Annotated in this window: 12 protein-coding genes and 1 pseudogene; 4 read left to right on the top strand and 9 right to left on the bottom strand. The window is 42.0% G+C overall.

Features of this window, described 5'->3' with window-relative positions:
* Positions 1-23: 23 nt before the first annotated feature.
* The 3 genes and pseudogenes from rapA to N518_RS16195 form a co-directional block, all read right to left on the bottom strand.
* Positions 24-2,861, bottom strand: a complete 2,838-nt coding sequence (rapA, locus tag N518_RS0109330; RefSeq protein ID WP_010700104.1) for an RNA polymerase-associated protein RapA — start codon at positions 2,859-2,861, stop codon at positions 24-26.
* 141 nt (positions 2,862-3,002) lie between these two features.
* Entirely contained in the window at positions 3,003-3,647 is a 645-nt protein-coding gene (locus N518_RS0109325) for an RluA family pseudouridine synthase (RefSeq protein WP_005025287.1), read from the bottom strand.
* 174 nt (positions 3,648-3,821) lie between these two features.
* Positions 3,822-4,310 (bottom strand): annotated as a pseudogene (locus N518_RS16195) (isochorismatase); the annotation flags it as partial.
* A gap of 186 nt (positions 4,311-4,496) precedes the next feature.
* Between N518_RS16195 and N518_RS0109315 the strand changes: the two are divergent.
* Positions 4,497-5,279, top strand: coding sequence for a hypothetical protein (locus N518_RS0109315; RefSeq protein ID WP_005025283.1), 783 nt, complete (start codon positions 4,497-4,499; stop codon positions 5,277-5,279).
* Positions 5,280-5,385: 106 nt separating this feature from the next.
* Here N518_RS0109315 and hemL read toward each other — a convergent pair whose 3' ends face one another.
* The 3 genes from hemL to N518_RS0109300 form a co-directional block, all read right to left on the bottom strand.
* On the bottom strand, positions 5,386-6,687 hold the full coding sequence (gene hemL / locus N518_RS0109310) for a glutamate-1-semialdehyde 2,1-aminomutase (RefSeq protein WP_017401213.1): 1,302 nt from the start codon (positions 6,685-6,687) through the stop codon (positions 5,386-5,388).
* A gap of 44 nt (positions 6,688-6,731) precedes the next feature.
* Complete coding sequence (gene thiE / locus N518_RS0109305) at positions 6,732-7,361, bottom strand: thiamine phosphate synthase (RefSeq protein WP_005025279.1); 630 nt, start codon at positions 7,359-7,361, stop codon at positions 6,732-6,734.
* Between the two features lie 72 nt (positions 7,362-7,433).
* Complete coding sequence (locus tag N518_RS0109300; protein ID WP_017401214.1) at positions 7,434-7,814, bottom strand: DUF962 domain-containing protein; 381 nt, start codon at positions 7,812-7,814, stop codon at positions 7,434-7,436.
* A 317-nt stretch (positions 7,815-8,131) separates the two neighbouring features.
* On the opposite strand from N518_RS0109300, the gene N518_RS0109295 reads away from it, so the two are divergent.
* Positions 8,132-9,613, top strand: a complete 1,482-nt coding sequence (locus N518_RS0109295; RefSeq protein ID WP_017401215.1) for a CYTH and CHAD domain-containing protein — start codon at positions 8,132-8,134, stop codon at positions 9,611-9,613.
* 67 nt (positions 9,614-9,680) lie between these two features.
* On the opposite strand, the gene N518_RS0109290 is transcribed toward N518_RS0109295, so the two are convergent.
* Positions 9,681-10,313: a hypothetical protein gene (locus tag N518_RS0109290; RefSeq protein ID WP_017401216.1), complete on the bottom strand. Its 633-nt coding sequence runs from the start codon at positions 10,311-10,313 to the stop codon at positions 9,681-9,683.
* Positions 10,314-10,421: 108 nt separating this feature from the next.
* On the opposite strand from N518_RS0109290, the gene N518_RS0109285 reads away from it, so the two are divergent.
* Together N518_RS0109285 and N518_RS0109280 are read left to right on the top strand one after the other, a co-directional pair.
* The gene (locus N518_RS0109285; protein ID WP_005015077.1) at positions 10,422-10,817 is read left to right on the top strand and encodes a DUF3144 domain-containing protein; all 396 of its coding nucleotides are present in this window, start codon (positions 10,422-10,424) and stop codon (positions 10,815-10,817) included.
* A 119-nt stretch (positions 10,818-10,936) separates the two neighbouring features.
* Positions 10,937-12,001, top strand: a complete 1,065-nt coding sequence (locus N518_RS0109280; RefSeq protein ID WP_017401217.1) for an amidohydrolase family protein — start codon at positions 10,937-10,939, stop codon at positions 11,999-12,001.
* A gap of 91 nt (positions 12,002-12,092) precedes the next feature.
* On the opposite strand, the gene N518_RS0109275 is transcribed toward N518_RS0109280, so the two are convergent.
* Both N518_RS0109275 and N518_RS0109270 read right to left on the bottom strand, forming a co-directional pair.
* Positions 12,093-14,864 (bottom strand): M16 family metallopeptidase, encoded by a 2,772-nt coding sequence (locus N518_RS0109275; protein ID WP_017401218.1) that lies wholly within the window; start codon positions 14,862-14,864, stop codon positions 12,093-12,095.
* Between the two features lie 153 nt (positions 14,865-15,017).
* Complete coding sequence (locus tag N518_RS0109270) at positions 15,018-16,409, bottom strand: L-cystine transporter (protein WP_005406188.1); 1,392 nt, start codon at positions 16,407-16,409, stop codon at positions 15,018-15,020.
* Between the last annotated feature and the right edge of the window lie 41 nt (positions 16,410-16,450).

Below are 16,450 nucleotides of genomic sequence, written 5' to 3'. Positions count from 1 at the left end.
GGAAGCTCTTTCTTTAAATATTTTTAAGGTTTAACTACAACCAGCACCTGAATTGCTTCTGGCGTAACCGATAGGCCATCAAGCAAGTTCAAGCCTTCTCTCTGCAGTTTTTGCAATCGTTCAATCTCATCCTGCCGGATACTAGGGTTAAACTGTTTCAGATAACTCAGACGGTCAATTTCATACTGCCATTTGCTACCATAAATTTCTTTTGCCTGCTGCTTAAGCTCAGGCAATGCAACTCTGGCAATATCCAGCGCCTGTTTATAACGTGCATCAATGACTTCACGGCGTGCCTTGACCACCTGACGGCAACTATTACCATCCAGATGATGTAGATAAGGTTTCAAAATCGAAGGATCAATCTTTTCAGATAAATCCTGGCCATTTTCACTCAGTAATACACGTACTAACTGTTTTGGCAGGCTTGACTGTAAATTTAATGCCTTTGGCGCTACTACATCGACCTTAAACCATATTTCAAGCAATACTGAGCCCTGCTTTAATGCATTCGACTTAAGTACTGCAACATTGGTACTCCCGAAAGACTGTGTACGGATCACTTCCATTACACTTTCAGTAAATGGATGCTCAAGTGTCAGATATTGAGCATCTTCACGGATCTGGGCCTGATCGCGATAGAAGGTTGCAGTCATGCCTTCTTCATCTAGAGTCAGACCTTGAACCTGCATCTGGTCAGTTGGTTTAATGATTACTGTACCATTACTTTGCTCATCAAAATCAATATTGGTTGAAGCCATAAAACGCTTCATAAACATTGGCAAAGTGGTATTGTCATCATAATCTTCAAGTGCCTGAACAATTTCCTGTGCAACAATTGGCCGACAAGAGTTATATTCCAGCAAGCGGTCACGACCAGCCTGCAGTTCACTCTCCAGTGCCTGACGTTGTACATTCACTTCTTCCAGTAAATCCTCAAAGGTTTGCCCCTGATCAGACAGTAAACAATCCTTCAGCTCAACAATAAAGTTTTCCTGCAGAGTCTGTGCAGCTGGTGAAATATTACTAAAAATATTCAATGCTTCATTGTACCAGCGGAACATACGCTCTTGAGCTGTACCCACCAGATAAGGTACATGAATCTGGATACGGTTCTGCTGACCTATCCGGTCCAAACGACCAATTCGCTGTTCCAGAACATCGGGATTCGCAGGCAAATCGAATAAAATCAGGTCAGATGCAAACTGGAAGTTCCGCCCTTCAGAACCAATCTCTGAACAGAGCAGAATCTGCGCACCATAGCTTTCTTCAGCAAAATATGCAGCAGCCTGGTCACGTTCCAGCAGGCTCATGCCTTCATGGAACATGGCTGTACGAATACCTGCATGTAGACGTAACGCATTTTCCAACGCTTCAACTACAGGTCCGCTGCGAGCAATGAGCAACACCTTATTATGTTTCAAATCTTTGCGCAGCATTTCCATTAACCATGCAACGCGCGGATCACTTTCCATCCATGCGCCATCGATTTGACCTTCTTCCGGCCACATCTGTTCGCGAAGTTTACCGTCCATTGACCAGGTTTCAGGTGCTGGCAATGGTGCCGGACGGCAGTCACGACCAGGAAAGCCCTGGATGGCCTCCCGCGTATTACGGAACAGAATACGGCCAGTGCCATGCCGGTCAAGTAACTCGTGAATGGCCCGGAAACGCTGTTCAGGCTGGTCTTCAATCTGGTGGCCCAACAGGTCTTGAACAGCATTTAAATGCTGTTCAGAAAGCGGCTCATCAGACATTAAGACTTCAGCAATCTGGGCTGTATGCTGGTACTGCGCTTCTTCATCCAGAAAACGTTCAAGTGAGCTGAAACGTTGAGGATCAAGCAGACGTAGGCGAGCAAAATGGCTCTCTACCCCTAACTGCTCAGGTGTTGCGGTTAATAGCAGCACGCCCGGGGTCTTTTCAGCCAGTTCCTCAATCAGGTCGTAACGGTCATTCCCGCCTTCTTCCTCGCTCCACATCAGGTGATGTGCCTCATCGACAACCAGTAAGTCGAAGCCGGCTTCTACCGCCTGTTCACGCAGGTCATCATGGTCAATCATCAGATCAATACTGGCAATGATGCATTGTTCGGTCAGAAACGGATTTAACTCAGGATCATGTTCCTTGATCGCGGCAGTACGGGTTAAGTCAAATAGCGAAAATTGCAGATTGAAACGGCGACGCATTTCAATCATCCACTGATATTGCAGTGAATCCGGTACTAGAATTAAAATACGTTCAGAACGACCAGTTTTAAGCTGCTGGTGAATAATCAGGCCAGCCTCAATTGTTTTACCCAATCCGACTTCATCGGCCAGTAAAACACGTGGTGCAAAGCGTTGTCCTACTTCATGGGCAATATAGAGTTGGTGAGGAATAAGCCCGACTCGGGGCCCAATCAGCCCTCGTAACGGACTGGTCTGCATTTGTGCCTGCATGATGAGTGCTTCAATACGCAGGTCATACCACTCTTTATAGTCAATCTGACTAGCCAGCAGTCGGTCTAAAGGCTTGGAAAGCTGAATCTGGGCACCTACACGGGTTTCATTCAGCGCTTTGCGTTCCTGTTCACCATTTTCCAAGGTACGGACAACATTATAACGAACTACCCCGTGGCGGTCTTCAAGCGACTCGACCAGCCATTTATGGCCTTCCTGATCCTGAATTTCATCATTAATATTGAAAATGATACGGGACAATGGTGCATTATTTCGCGCATAAACACGAGTTTCATCGCTTTTTGGGAATAAAATGCTGATCGATCGCTCATCAACATCAATAAGAACACCTAAACCGAGTTCTGTCTCTGTATCTGATAACCAACGTTGACCAATAGCGAACTGCTGCAATTTTTCCACCTTTATTTCAAGTTAGCACTACATTTTAAAACTCAAACCCGATAGTTTTTGAGTATGTTTATGTAGTCTTTAAGCAATGTATTTTGGCATAAAGCTCGCCCGAAGGAGAACTCTAATAAATCTCGAAAATATGTATTTTATTTAAAATGGGACCGGGCAATAGAAATTTAAAGCCTCACCGGTCTGCGGATGCGCAAATCCCAGCTGCTCGGCATGCAGGCATAAACGGGGCATCAACTGTTGCTGCTCCAGATCTGCATATAAGGTATCGCCAACAATAGCATGGCCAAGATACTGCATGTGTACACGAAGCTGATGCGAACGACCGGTAACTGGAACCAGTTTGACACGCGTCACCTGCTGACCGTTTATTTCGAATTGCTCAATTGCCTGCCAATGTGTCAATGCTGGCTTATTATGATGAGCATCTGCAATATGCAAAGGCGGATGAGCTGGATCATAAACGACAGGAACATCTATAGTTCCTTCACCTTGCAGATGCCCTGCTACCAGCGCCTGATAGGTTTTCGTTGTCTGGCGTTCCTGAAATTGTCTGGCAATTGAATTTTGTCCACGCCGGGATAAACCGAAAACCAGAATACCCGAGGTATCCCGATCCAGACGATGAATTAAAAGTGTTTTAGGTTCAATTGCGACCAGACGTGTCAGAACGCTGTCAGACAATGCTTCACCTTTACCGGGAACACTGAGTATGCCTGATGGTTTATGAATTACCATAAAGTCTTCATCACGATGAATCAGGTGTTCGGCTAGAAAATTACCCAATGCTTTATTCCGATCGCGAATTTAAAAACAAGCCGGCAATAATAGAAATCTTGGAGAATAATTACAATGCGCATTTAGGCAATTGGTGATGAAATTTCCGATTATGTTAAGAAAACTGCTCAATCAGGGCCAAAATTTTTGCTAACTGCAAAATATAATCGAGCAATTCACTTAGGAAACTATATAACTTGATGGAGCACTCAAATCCCAAAGCCGGGTTAAACTATAACTGTTCATATGGTGCAAACCTTCTTTCGAGATATTTTCTATCCATTGAATATGCTGTTCCTGATTAGCCAGCAAGATGGCATCATCCACAATACAGAGTTGATCCGTCACGCTTTGCAGATGCGGCAGAATCTGTTTGAGCATCGGTGTTACCTGTCCTGTGAAGACTAATTGGGGATGAGTGGAAGTATATTCACCAAGCTGCTGCATACCTTGTATCAGGTCATCGCCATACAGGTCGACCACAGGAATATTTAAAGTTACAGCCTTGTTATTGATTTGAACAAGATTACTCATAAGATCAGTTTTCTGAACCATAGCCTGCATTTTTAAATTATGTAATCCAACCAGTACCAAAACCGAGCCTGATGATGAAATTTGCCATTTGGCTTGAGATGGGGCAAGCTGGATTTTCTTGGGCATCGCGTACAGCATTAAGGACTCTTTAGAAGGATTAAGCACCCATTATAATAACTGATGGGCCGGATTAGAATTTGGAAGTTTTATATATCAGTTATTTAATAAATGTGAGGATTTTTTACGCTAGTATTATTCAGTTAGAGATCATTATTTTTATGATATAAATCTCTCAAGCAAACAGATTAATTTAAAAATATTATTATGGTCACGCTTTATATTGAAAATAAAAAGGATCCTCTTATAAATGATGAGGCGCAGGAATTAATATGCTTTGCTACTGTTCATGAAGTTAAATCCTGGCAAGCTCTCCTTGATCTATATTTCCAGCTTAAAAGACAAAATTCTGTCAAAAAAGTACTTTTTCTTTTAGAAGATATTGGACAATGTGAATACACTTCCATGCATGCGTCCATGGAAGATAGACTATATTTCGATACCACTGAACTTGTTAAAGATGATCTAGACAGTAGTTGGGATAATGTCAAATCCTTTGAGTTTCAATATCATATCCAGCAACTTTTAAAACCTGAACATCTAATAGAGATTAACAGGTTGTATAATAAGTTCAATTATAGTGAGCAGGATTTATCTCTTCTAATTAAAATCAACAAATATCCTGAACAGATTCTAGATGAAATTATTCAAGTAAAATTGGTGGATACTACCAATGAAACTTATAAATTTGCAGCACAACTTAATGGCTACTTTGCTGGTAATTTAAATCCTTTTGAGACCTTTAGCCTGATTCAGCACTTAGATCAAAATTTTGGCTTAGAGTATATAGGTCTAGGCGCAAGTTTATTATTTTTTATTAAAACCACAAGGTTTAATGAAAGCAAAATAGATGAACTTCTGAACGAACTAAAGAAAATTTATCAGTCTAGTCAAATAGGCTATATACAATTAAAACAGCATTTACTTGCTCATCAATATCTTATTTTACCCTACGTAGAGTCGCTAGAAATTTTTGATTTTCACGAATAGATTAAATAAAAAATCTATTATTTCTGCTTTACTGAGAACACACATGAGCAAATAGGTTGAAAAAACCCGACCAGGATCGGGTTGTTCCTGCATGACTTCAAAACTGTTAAGCTTTCATTTCTTCAAATGTTTCTTTTGCTGCCTGAATAGTAAAAGTTATATCTTCATCACTATGGGCTGCCGAGATAAATCCAGCTTCAAAAGCAGAAGGTGCAAGATTAACACCACGTTTTAACATACCGTGGAAAAACTTTTTAAAAGCTTCTACATCACAGGCCAGCATTGAATCAAAACTGGTGATATCTTCCTGATCAGTAAAGTACAGACCAAACATACCGCCGGCCTGCTGGGTTTTAAAAGGTATACCAATCTCATCTGCGGCTTGCTGTAAACCTGTTAACAGTTTCTCGAGTTTAACTGTAAGATTTTCATAAAAACCCGGTTGGCGTAAATTTTTAAACATTTCAATACCAGCACGCATGGCAAGCGGATTACCAGATAATGTACCAGCCTGATATACCCCACCCAAAGGCGCGATGCATTGCATAATTTCGCGCTTTCCGCCGAAAGCACCTACGGGTAACCCGGCCCCAATAATTTTACCCAGTGTAGTCAGGTCAGGCTTAACATCGTAATAAGCCTGTGCACCACCTAGAGCAACCCGGAAACCTGTCATTACTTCATCAATGATAAAGACGGACTTGTATTCATCACAGACATCACGGATTGCTTGCAGGAAACCATCAATAGGCTTAACCAGATTCATATTCCCTGCAACCGGTTCTACAATGACACCAGCAATTTCATGGCCAAATTTTGCAAAACAGTCTTTTAAAGCAGCAATATTGTTATAAGGCAGAGTTAAGGTATGTTTGGCAAAATCTGCTGGTACACCTTTAGAGGTTGGCTCACCTTCCCCTTTGGTTAACAAACCTGAACCTGCTTTTACCAGTAATGAATCCGAATGGCCATGATAACAGCCTTCAAATTTAACAATCTTGTCTCGACCAGTATAACCACGAGCTAAACGGATCGCGGTCATGGTAGCTTCTGTACCTGAGTTGGTCATACGCACCATTTCAATAGATGGCATAATCTCACAGATAATATCTGCCAGTGTAGTTTCATGAACAGTAGGCGCGCCAAAACTCAAACCATCCTGAGCGGCATTTTGTACTGCCTGAATAATATCTGGATGTGCATGACCCAGGATCATTGGACCCCATGAGCCTACATAGTCAACATAACGCTTATCATCTTCGTCCCAAAGATAAGCACCTGCAGCTTTTTTAATAAAGACCGGCGTTCCCCCTACACCATTAAATGCACGCACCGGAGAGTTTACGCCACCCGGAATATGTTTACTGGCTTGCTTGAATAACTGCTCTTGCTTTGGAGATAAGCTCATGGAAGGTCTCAACTAATAATCACAATAAAATTAAAATATTCAGCTTATATAGCAGGCTGGGTCTCTGCAAATAAAATAGCCCAAGCCTGTACGCGGCCTGGAATTTCTTCGGCCGGCAATGCCAATATATCACTAATGACTGCACAAAGGTCTGCTCCAGCTTGAATCACAGGCTGAGCATTTTCAACCGTTAACCCCCCAATGGCACAAATAGGCAGACTAAACTTCTGGCGTGCCAGCTTTAAAGTTTCCAGCCCGATATTACCTGCTTCAGGTTTGCTGCAAGTCGCATAAATTGCCCCAAATGCAATATAGGTTGCCCCATCTGCAATTGCCTGTTCAGCCAGTTCAATAGAGTTAGCGCAGGTCCGGCCAATGATCATATTTTCTGGTAACTGAGTTTTCGCCTCTATAATTTCACCATCGGTCTGCCCCAAGTGCACACCTAGACCAAACTGTGCGGCCAGTCTAATATCATCATTAATCACCAAAGGAACCTTATAAAAATCGCATAGGGCTTTAATCCGTTCCACTTCATGCAATTGGTCAGCTTTTTCTACTTTTTTACGACGGTACTGCAATATTTCAATTTGATGAGTGGCTAGCGCAGCCTCCAATTTTTCCAGTAAGAGCTCAATTGGATCATCATTGGTAATGAGATATAGACCGCGCATAAAACCTCACTTTTAAATTTAAATAAAAATATCAATAAAGTATAACAAATTTCAGGCTTTTATCAGCTCTGCTTATGAGTCAATTTTATCGTAGCGGCGATCTTTTAGACTTAAATTACCACGCACGACATCGGCAAACATACGCCAGTCTGAAATAAAGCTGTATAAAGGCTGTTTGAAGCTGGCAGGTTTGTTTTTCTCAAACATAAAATGCCCTACCCAGGCACAAGCATAACCAGCCAGCAAAGCAAGTGGAAGATAACGTTTTTTAGATTTAACCAAACTTACACCGAGCAGCAATAAACCTGTACTGCTCCCGGCCACATGTAGACGTCGGCTCATAATATTACGGTGCTCTGTCAGATAGAACCTGTAAAATTCGTGATAATTACGTATTGGCAGCTGATATTTGATTTCTGTGCTCAGTTCATGGGGTGAATGTGCTGTTGTCATGGAATCATCCTGATACCGGTTACTTATTTTCTTTCACGTTACTGCATTTCTTGAGCAAAATAAAGCTGAGCATTTTGAATTGTAATCCTCATAGATTCAAGATAGCAAAAAGATACAATATGCTTATATATGAATAAAAATAAATTAATATAATCAAATAATTAATAATATTATTTTAAATCCGAAAATTTGGTGGTTTATTTTTTTTATGTCATAGTGAAAATTCATGTTTAGAGCTGTTCAGCTGGTAGAGCTGATCTGATTAAAATTTTATATCACTATTTTTTTAGCGTGATTGAGAACTCGGAGACTGTTCAATGCTGGAAATCGAATTAAAATTTCAAATTCCTGAGGCTCAACAAAAATCACTCAAGCAGGCTTTGCAGCCAGATACTGCACAGTCTATTCACCTGCAAGCCAAATACTTTGATACACCAGAACGATTACTCTCTAAAAATGGGATGGCGCTGCGGCTACGCAAGGAAGGTGAAGACTGGGTTCAAACTTTTAAGGCAGCTGGCAAAAATCATCTGCATCGTATTGAAGCAGAAGTTGATCTTGGTATATGTAGTGAAGAGCCTGAACTTCCTGATCTGAATTTTTTTGCAGAACATCCTGAAGCTCAAACTCTTCTGGAAAATACACTGGGGAACCAGGTAACCGAGCTAGAATTACAGTTTGAAACTGATGTGCAGCGAATCTACCGGATTTTTAACTTTAATAATGCAGAAATTGAAGTATGTCTCGACCAGGGAGAAGTCCGTACCCAAAATGATATCGATGTTATTCACGAAGTTGAATTCGAACTTAAACAGGGCCCTGCTGAAAGCCTGATTCATTTTGCACAAGGCTGGGTCAAGAAATATCAACTCTGGCTCGATGTTAGAAGTAAAGCTGAACGGGGCACGCTACTGGCGCTCGGCCAAAAAGCCTCCAAAGCAGTACATGCCAAGTCTATTGAATTATCGAAAGAAGACAGTACTGATACTGTTTTAAGAAAAATCGTGGCCAATTGTCTCGATCAAATTTTACCGAACCTGGCAGCAGTTGCTGCAGAGGTTGCTGATGCCGAACATACTCATCAGGCGCGTGTAGGTATCCGCAGATTGCGTAGTGCCCTCAAGATTTTTAGTAACTGGTCTGATGCTGTAGACCCTGTCTGGGAAGAAAATCTGAGTAAGCTCTTCAGCCAGCTTGGTTCAGCACGTGACCGCGATGTAGTAGAAGCAGACATTCTGCCTCAGATTGTCCAGGAAGGTTTAATTACTATTGAATTACCGTCAGCATCTGATGATTCAGAACATCCTGCTGGATCAGTTGTACGTTCAGTCATGGTAATGAACACATTGCTCGACCTGATGGCTTTTGCATATACAGGCAGCTCTGCCAATGAAAACCAGCATAAGTCCACTAAAGTAAAGAAAAAAATTAAAAAACGTTTGGAGAAAATGCATCAGCAGATCGTGCATGATGCATCGCAATTTATGCAGCTCGAAGCTGAAGAACGGCATCGTACCCGCAAACGTGCTAAACGCTTACGTTATGGTATTGAATTTGTGAGCAGCTTATATTCTGAAAAAGAGGTCCAGCACTATCTAAAGCAGCTACGTCCAGTGCAGGAGGCTCTCGGGCATTATAATGATCTAATTATTGCAGAAGAGGTTTTCCGTAACGCAGCTGCACAGCAACCTACTGCCTGGTATGCCGCTGGCTGGGTTAAGGCCAGACAGGAATCTGCTTTACATGAGGCAGCTCAAGCTCTAGAAAAATTCTGCGCTAGTCAAACCTTCTGGTCATAATCTTGAGATAAATTTTTTATATCATAGTGATTTTAAATGCTGCTCAGGATTGGGCAGCATGTATTAACTAACGATATTTTCCGTAGATTTTCCATATCCCGTTATCAGCCAGTGGATCACTATAGCTGTCACTGCGCTGTTTGCGTGGCTTGTCACGGGCATCTACCAGTTTAAAGTCAGGCTCTACACTCAGCACAATGCCATTTACATAAAACCGGGTACGGGTATATTCACGCTGGCCGTGTTGAAATACATAGGTACGCAGGTCAATAAACTCACGATGTGCTACCAGTGCAGCGGTATCATCACTTTCCAGCCACTCTTTCATAGCGAATACCTGTTCAGGTTCGAACTGGCCACATTTCTCTAGCAGACTGGCAACACCGCGAAACGTTTTAGACTCTTTGGCGCGGGTTTTATTAATACGGATCCGGTCTACATGAAAGAAAAAAAGCGGTAAATTTAAATGACTGGGCAGATGAATTGCATCTAAAATTTCATCTTCCATAAAAGGCTGGAACATTTCTTGAGCACGCTCGATTAAGCCTCGCCACTGCTGATAATATTCTGCCACTTCAGATTTTGAACCATAGTAAATAGGCAAGCCTTCCACATGTTCTAGGTGATTAGGTGGCCATATATGCTGGCGTAATAAAGCTATGTCACTTTTCAGACTTTGTACAGCAATGGCATCTTGCATGAGTTTACCTCATTCTAGGCTTAGGCTATTTTTAGATTAAGACAAAGGTTCAGTTTCTGCAAGGCTTTGCCTATAATAGAACATTAAATTTTTGAGTTGGAAAATGTCATGTCTCAAAAGATTCAAGCAACGGATGTTACCGAAGAAGAAGTGTTAAATGCTGCTTTCTTTGAACGTGCCGATGAATTTATTAGACAGGCCAATGAATTTTGCCGTCCTCCCAAAGGTGAAAAAGCCAATCCTGCAGAACTTCGTGGTCAGGTTAGTGCGGCCATGTTATTTGCTGCGGCCCGTTTTAACACATGGGTTGCAGCTAACAATTTTAAAGATGGCAACGAGATGCGTGAAGCGAAAGAACAGGTTATGTCCTATCTGATTCAGCAGTTTCAAATGATGTTGGAAGATAACTTTGATGAATATTGCGAACAGTTTGAAAACTATTTGCGTTTTCGTAAAAATGAGGAGTTTCATACTCATAAACATGATCACAAGCATGACCATTGAAATCATTGTTTAGGCCCTGCGGGGCTTTTTTTATGTTTACAGATTTATCTAGAATAAAAAGATGATTCATCATAATCTGTGCTCAGGATATTCAGAAATAAAAACAACATGGAATGATTATGCAAGATCTGGGTTTTAATTTTATTGATTCACATATTCACCAGTGGGATCCACTCAATACTCCACATAGTGCCCGTATGGCAGTTAAAGTTTTTGGTAGGTATCCGGCTGTACTCGACAAAGTTATACGCCTGGTTAAACCTAAAGAACTGATCGAGAGTTTAGGTCAAACTGTCTATGTAACTTCTCCTTATCTCCCCCAGAATTACCAGCAGGATCTTGGTCCCTATCAGGCTGAGCAGGTGGTACATATCGAAGCTCACTGGCATGATGGCCGAGGTAAAGGAGTAGTCAGCGAAACCCGTTTTATTGAATCCTTGCCTTTTGATACAACCCGTACTCAACTGGGTGCCGTTGTGGCAACAGCTGACCCGCGTCAGAGTAATTTTAAAAAGATTCTCAAACTCCATGCAAAGAATTCTTCACGGCTGCGCGGTATACGCCGAATGGGAGCTGTACATGAAGATAAAGGTATTCTGGCATGGGCAGATCAGCCCCATCTTTATACTGATAAAAAATTCTTAAAGGGATTTGAGCAGTTGGCTCAACACCAGCTCAGTTTTGATGCCTGGGTCTACTCTACCCAGCTTCAAGACCTAATTCAGCTGGCACGCCAGTTTCCAGAAACTTCGATTGTTTTAGATCATCTTGGAACACCTGCGGGTATATTTGGAAAAGTCGGAAAAAATACCGGACTGACCCAGACCGGTCGTGACAATATTTTTTATCAATGGCAGGAAGATATTGCAGAACTTGCTACCTGCCCAAATGTTTATACCAAAATGTCCGGACTAATGATGCCGGTTTTAGGACATCAATTTCATAAAAATAAACGTCTGGCCACCAAACAGCAAATGATCGATCTGCTTAGTCCAATGATTCTACACGCACTCAAGAGTTTCGGGACCTACCGGGTAATGTTTGGCTCCAATTTTCCCATGGATAAAGTAAGCACCAGTCTGGTTAATCTGATCGATGCTTATAGTGATATTGTGGCAAGTTATGATGCTAGCGCTTTGAAAAATATTTTTTATGATAATGCACGGCAATTCTACCGTCTGTAAAAAAACAGGCTGACTTTTAATAGCCAGCCTGCGTATACATTTATATTCTTTAAGATAAAATAAGCCATAACTGGCTTATTTCATATTTCATTTAGGAGCCTTTCTGAGGCTGACCATACTGGTCTGCCATCACTTCAACCAAGTGCTCCGGCTTGATGTATTTACGAATTACTGCATCAATATCAGCTTTATTCAAACCGGCAATAGCCATATCACGCTTTGCACGGCTTTCCATTTTTTTGCCGCGCTCCAGCTGGCTATTTAGCATGGCATGGATATTACGTTCATCTTCCAGTGCAGTAACGCGCTGTTTCATAATATCAGCTTTGGCTGCTTCAAGTTCCTGCTCAGTTACGCCCTGCTTCAGAAGATCATTCAGTACTTTATGTACCGACTGTGACACCTGTGCAGAACGGCCGGCCGTATAATTTGCTTCAATACTTAAGCCTCCAACCGCTGCATCCGGATCAAGCTGTAAATCACTACCAAAACCATAGACCAGTGCATTCTTTTCACGTAGCTCTTGTGCCAGGCGTGATGATAACTGAGAATTGCCCAGAATATGGCTAAAGATGATCAGTGCAGGCGCATCAGGATGGTCCACCCCTACCGGAAAAGTCAGTATGCTCTGGTAGTTGCCAAATTCACGCTGCTCAGAAAGCACATGTGCTTTTTGTGCTTGATATACCCTATGTTCAGAGGTCAGCTTTTTATAAGGCTGGTTCCCCTTCCAGTTACCCAGTTCACGCTGCAACAGTTTTTTAATCTGTTCAGGCTTAAATTCACCAGTAACTGCGACCTGAGCATGGTCCATAGCAAAGAACTGCTGATATAGCTGTTTGACCTGCTCTACTTTGGCGGTCTGTATTTTGGATTTCGCCAGTTCGGGTTCAAAATGATAGCGCAGGTCGCCCGGTTGATAAATTTCAATTAAACGTGCCATAGTTAAAGCAGCAACGGTATCAGGTTCAGTATAAGGCCTGTCCAGAGTAGCGAGAGTTTGTGATTTGATCAGATCAAACTGTGACTGCTCAAATTTGGGTTTCTTCAGCAACTCAATTACAAATCTGAAAAAATCATCAAATTTTTCTTTTTTTGCCTGTATCCGGATCACAATACCGTTTTCATCCGCACTGGCACTGGCCTGGCCTCCGGCTTCTATCGAACGGTCTGCAATGTCTTGTAAACTGTACTGATCTGTTCCTCTTAGTAGCAGATAAGCCATCAGTTCCAGAGTTTCTCCACGGTCAAAAAGCGTTTTCTCATCACCGAATTGCAGGGTAATAGTGGCGTAAGTTTTGTCATCACGAGTAGCGGTTGGAAACAGCGCATATTGCATGCCATTTTTGAGGGTTCCCCGCTGAATTTTCTTTTCAGCTTGGTCCAGAAGCTGTTTCGAGTTAGTCAGATACTGGGTAACCTGTTGCTTGTAAACACTGGCGTCAAGCAAGGGTTCAGCTGATACTGCCTGCTGATCAAGTGTTTTTGGCTGCTCGGCAGCCTGCTTTTGTTCCAGTGCCTTTTTCTGTTCTTCTGGTGTAGGCTTGATGTCACCTGAAATCCGGTGTTGCGGTACCAGAAAGCTTTTCAGGGTCTGGTTCAGCTCGGCAGTGTTTAAATTACGCACGGTCTGTAAATCATTGAAATACTGGTTCCAGTTACCCTGACTTGAAACAACATAATCACTGAGCCGTGAACCAATAGCAGTCGCATTGTTCATAATACTGTCTGCCTGATTCTGCATCAGACTTTGAACCCGTTTTAGCTCTGTATCATTGAAATCCTGGTTTTTCTCTACACTGGAAAGCAAAGTATTTTCAACTTTATTTTCATCATGACTTGGCGCATAAATAGCTCCCATAAAGACCAGATTAAAATCCTGATCTAACCAGGTAGTAGACTGGACAGCAGTACTTAATCCGGATTCAACCATACTCTGGTAAAGATGACCGCTTGGCTGCATGGTATACAAATATGGTGCCAATGCCAGTGCTGGCTGAATTTTGGTATTTTTTCCATCCATATAAATATGGAACTTGGCCAGATCGCTGCCTTTTCTGACAATAAAATTACGGTTCTTGATCTGGGTCGAGTCCAGTTTTGGCACTTTAACCTGCTCAGGCACTGAACGTGCTGGAATTGGACTGAACTGCTGATCAATCGTTTTTAATATGGCTGCCTTGTCAAATTTTCCGGCAATGACCATGACTGCATTGTTAGGCGCATACCAGGTACGGTAAAAGCGGTTAAGCTCATCCATTCGGATTGATTTAAGTTCTTCTAGATCTCCAATTGGTAATCGCCCAAGATACTGGTTGCCATAAGCAGATTTCCACATTTGGTCCATGAGCACGGCGAAGGGCTGGTCCAGACGGATTTCGCGCTCACGTTTTACAATCTCGATTTCAGAGGGAATAAACTTTTGCTGTAGTACCAGCTTATCCATTCGCTCTGCTTCAAGATACAAAACTTCATTCAGGGCTTTGCTGTCAGGTCGGACAATATTAAGGTAACGAGTAGAGTAATAGTCAGTACTGGCATTTGTCATTAATGTATATTGGTCCAGACGCCGCTGAAACTCCTCACCTTTTACATTTTGAGTACCTTTGAAAGCCAAATGTTCCAAAAGATGAGCCAGCCCTCCTTTTCCTTGCGGATCATTCAGGGAACCGGTCAAATAAATTGTGTTGATATAAACTTTATTTTCTTTATCATTCGGGGCAAGTACAACACGGAAGCCATTGTCCAGTTTGTATTCCTCGATTTTTTGCTGGGATTTAACCAGAATCGGCTGTGCAAATACTGCTGTATTTAAACCGAGAAGACATAATGAGAGAGTAAGAGTCTTAAACCGCGTTAACATAATTATTCCAATTATTTCAGCTCAGTGAAGCTATTTATTCATCATCATAGGTAATGATTGTTATATTTAACAGCCTATTCTAAAAAAATAGCCGCTTATTTCAACGGCTCAGTGTATAGAAAATATGCCTGTAAATATCTTGGTATAGCAATATTAATGATGTGCCAGTTCAATTTCTTCACGGCTATTTAAAATACTTTTATCGGTCTGGCCCATCAGTTGACTAGTAACAATACCGGCTGTCATTGAACCATTTACATTTAATGCAGTCCGGCCCATATCAATTAAAGGCTCGATAGAAATCAGGAGCGCCACCAAAGTTACTGGCAGGCCCATAGCCGGCAATACGATCAGCGCTGCAAAAGTTGCTCCGCCACCCACTCCGGCTACACCGATTGAACTTAAAGTCACAATTCCAACCAGTGATGCGATCCACATCGGATCTAGAGTATTGATTCCTAAAGTTGGTGCGACCATCACTGCCAGCATGGCTGGATATAAACCTGCACAGCCATTTTGACCAATCGTGGCTCCAAAGGAGGCTGAAAAACTGGCAATCGACTCTGGAACGCCCAACCGGCGAGTTTGCGCTTCAATATTCAAAGGAATACTGGCCGCACTTGATCGGCTGGTAAAAGCGAATGTCAGTACAGGTGCTACCTTTTTAAAGAATTTTACTGGAGAAATGCCAGTAAGAAGTAAAATAACAGCATGTACAGCAAACATGATGGCCAAACCCACATATGAGGCTATCAGGAAGCCACCCAGATTTAAAATATCAGCAAGGTTAGAACTGGCTACTACTTTTGTCATTAAAGCAAAAACGCCATACGGTGTTAAAGTCATAACCAAACGTACTAGTTTCATTACCCAAGCCTGCAAAGTCTGAATGGCATTCAGAATTCGCTGGCCTTTTACCACATCATCCTTCATCAGGTTTAATGCAGCCATACCTAAGAATATGGCGAAAATCACCACACTGATAATTGAGGTTGGGTTAGCACCGGTCAACTCGGCAAAAGGATTACTCGGAATAAACGATAAAATCAATTGTGGCACACTTAAATCGGTTAATTTCCCAACGTAATCAGACTGAATAGTATTTAAACGGGCCGTTTCGGCCGCTCCCTGTACCAGGCCCTGAGCAGTTAAACCGAATAGATTGGTTACGAAAACCCCGACTAGGGCCGCAATTAAAGTGGTAAACAATAAGGTTCCAATTGAATAGAAACTGATTTTACCTAATGATGAAGCCTGATGTAATTTTGCCACAGCTCCTAAGATAGAAACAAAGACCAGTGGCATCACGACCATTTGCAAAAACTTCACATAGCCATTGCCCACAATATTAAACCAACTGATAGATTCGGCTAGAACTGGGTGGTTTGCGCCATACACGGCGTGTAATCCGAGTCCAAATATAACCCCCAGAACAAGACCAGCAAGTACTTTTTTAGACAGGCTCCATGTGGTTTTGCGTGTTTGGGCAAGCAAAAATATCAACCCGATAAAGACCACAATATTAATGATTAGGGGTATATTCATTCCCAAACTCTATCTAGTTGCCGGTGCATTCTTTTAAGGTG

Origin of the sequence: Acinetobacter sp. UNC436CL71CviS28 (genome assembly GCF_000620525.1) — a bacterium.
GTDB classification, from domain to species: domain Bacteria; phylum Pseudomonadota; class Gammaproteobacteria; order Pseudomonadales; family Moraxellaceae; genus Acinetobacter; species Acinetobacter radioresistens.
This window is presented reverse-complemented; position numbering and strand designations above follow the sequence as displayed.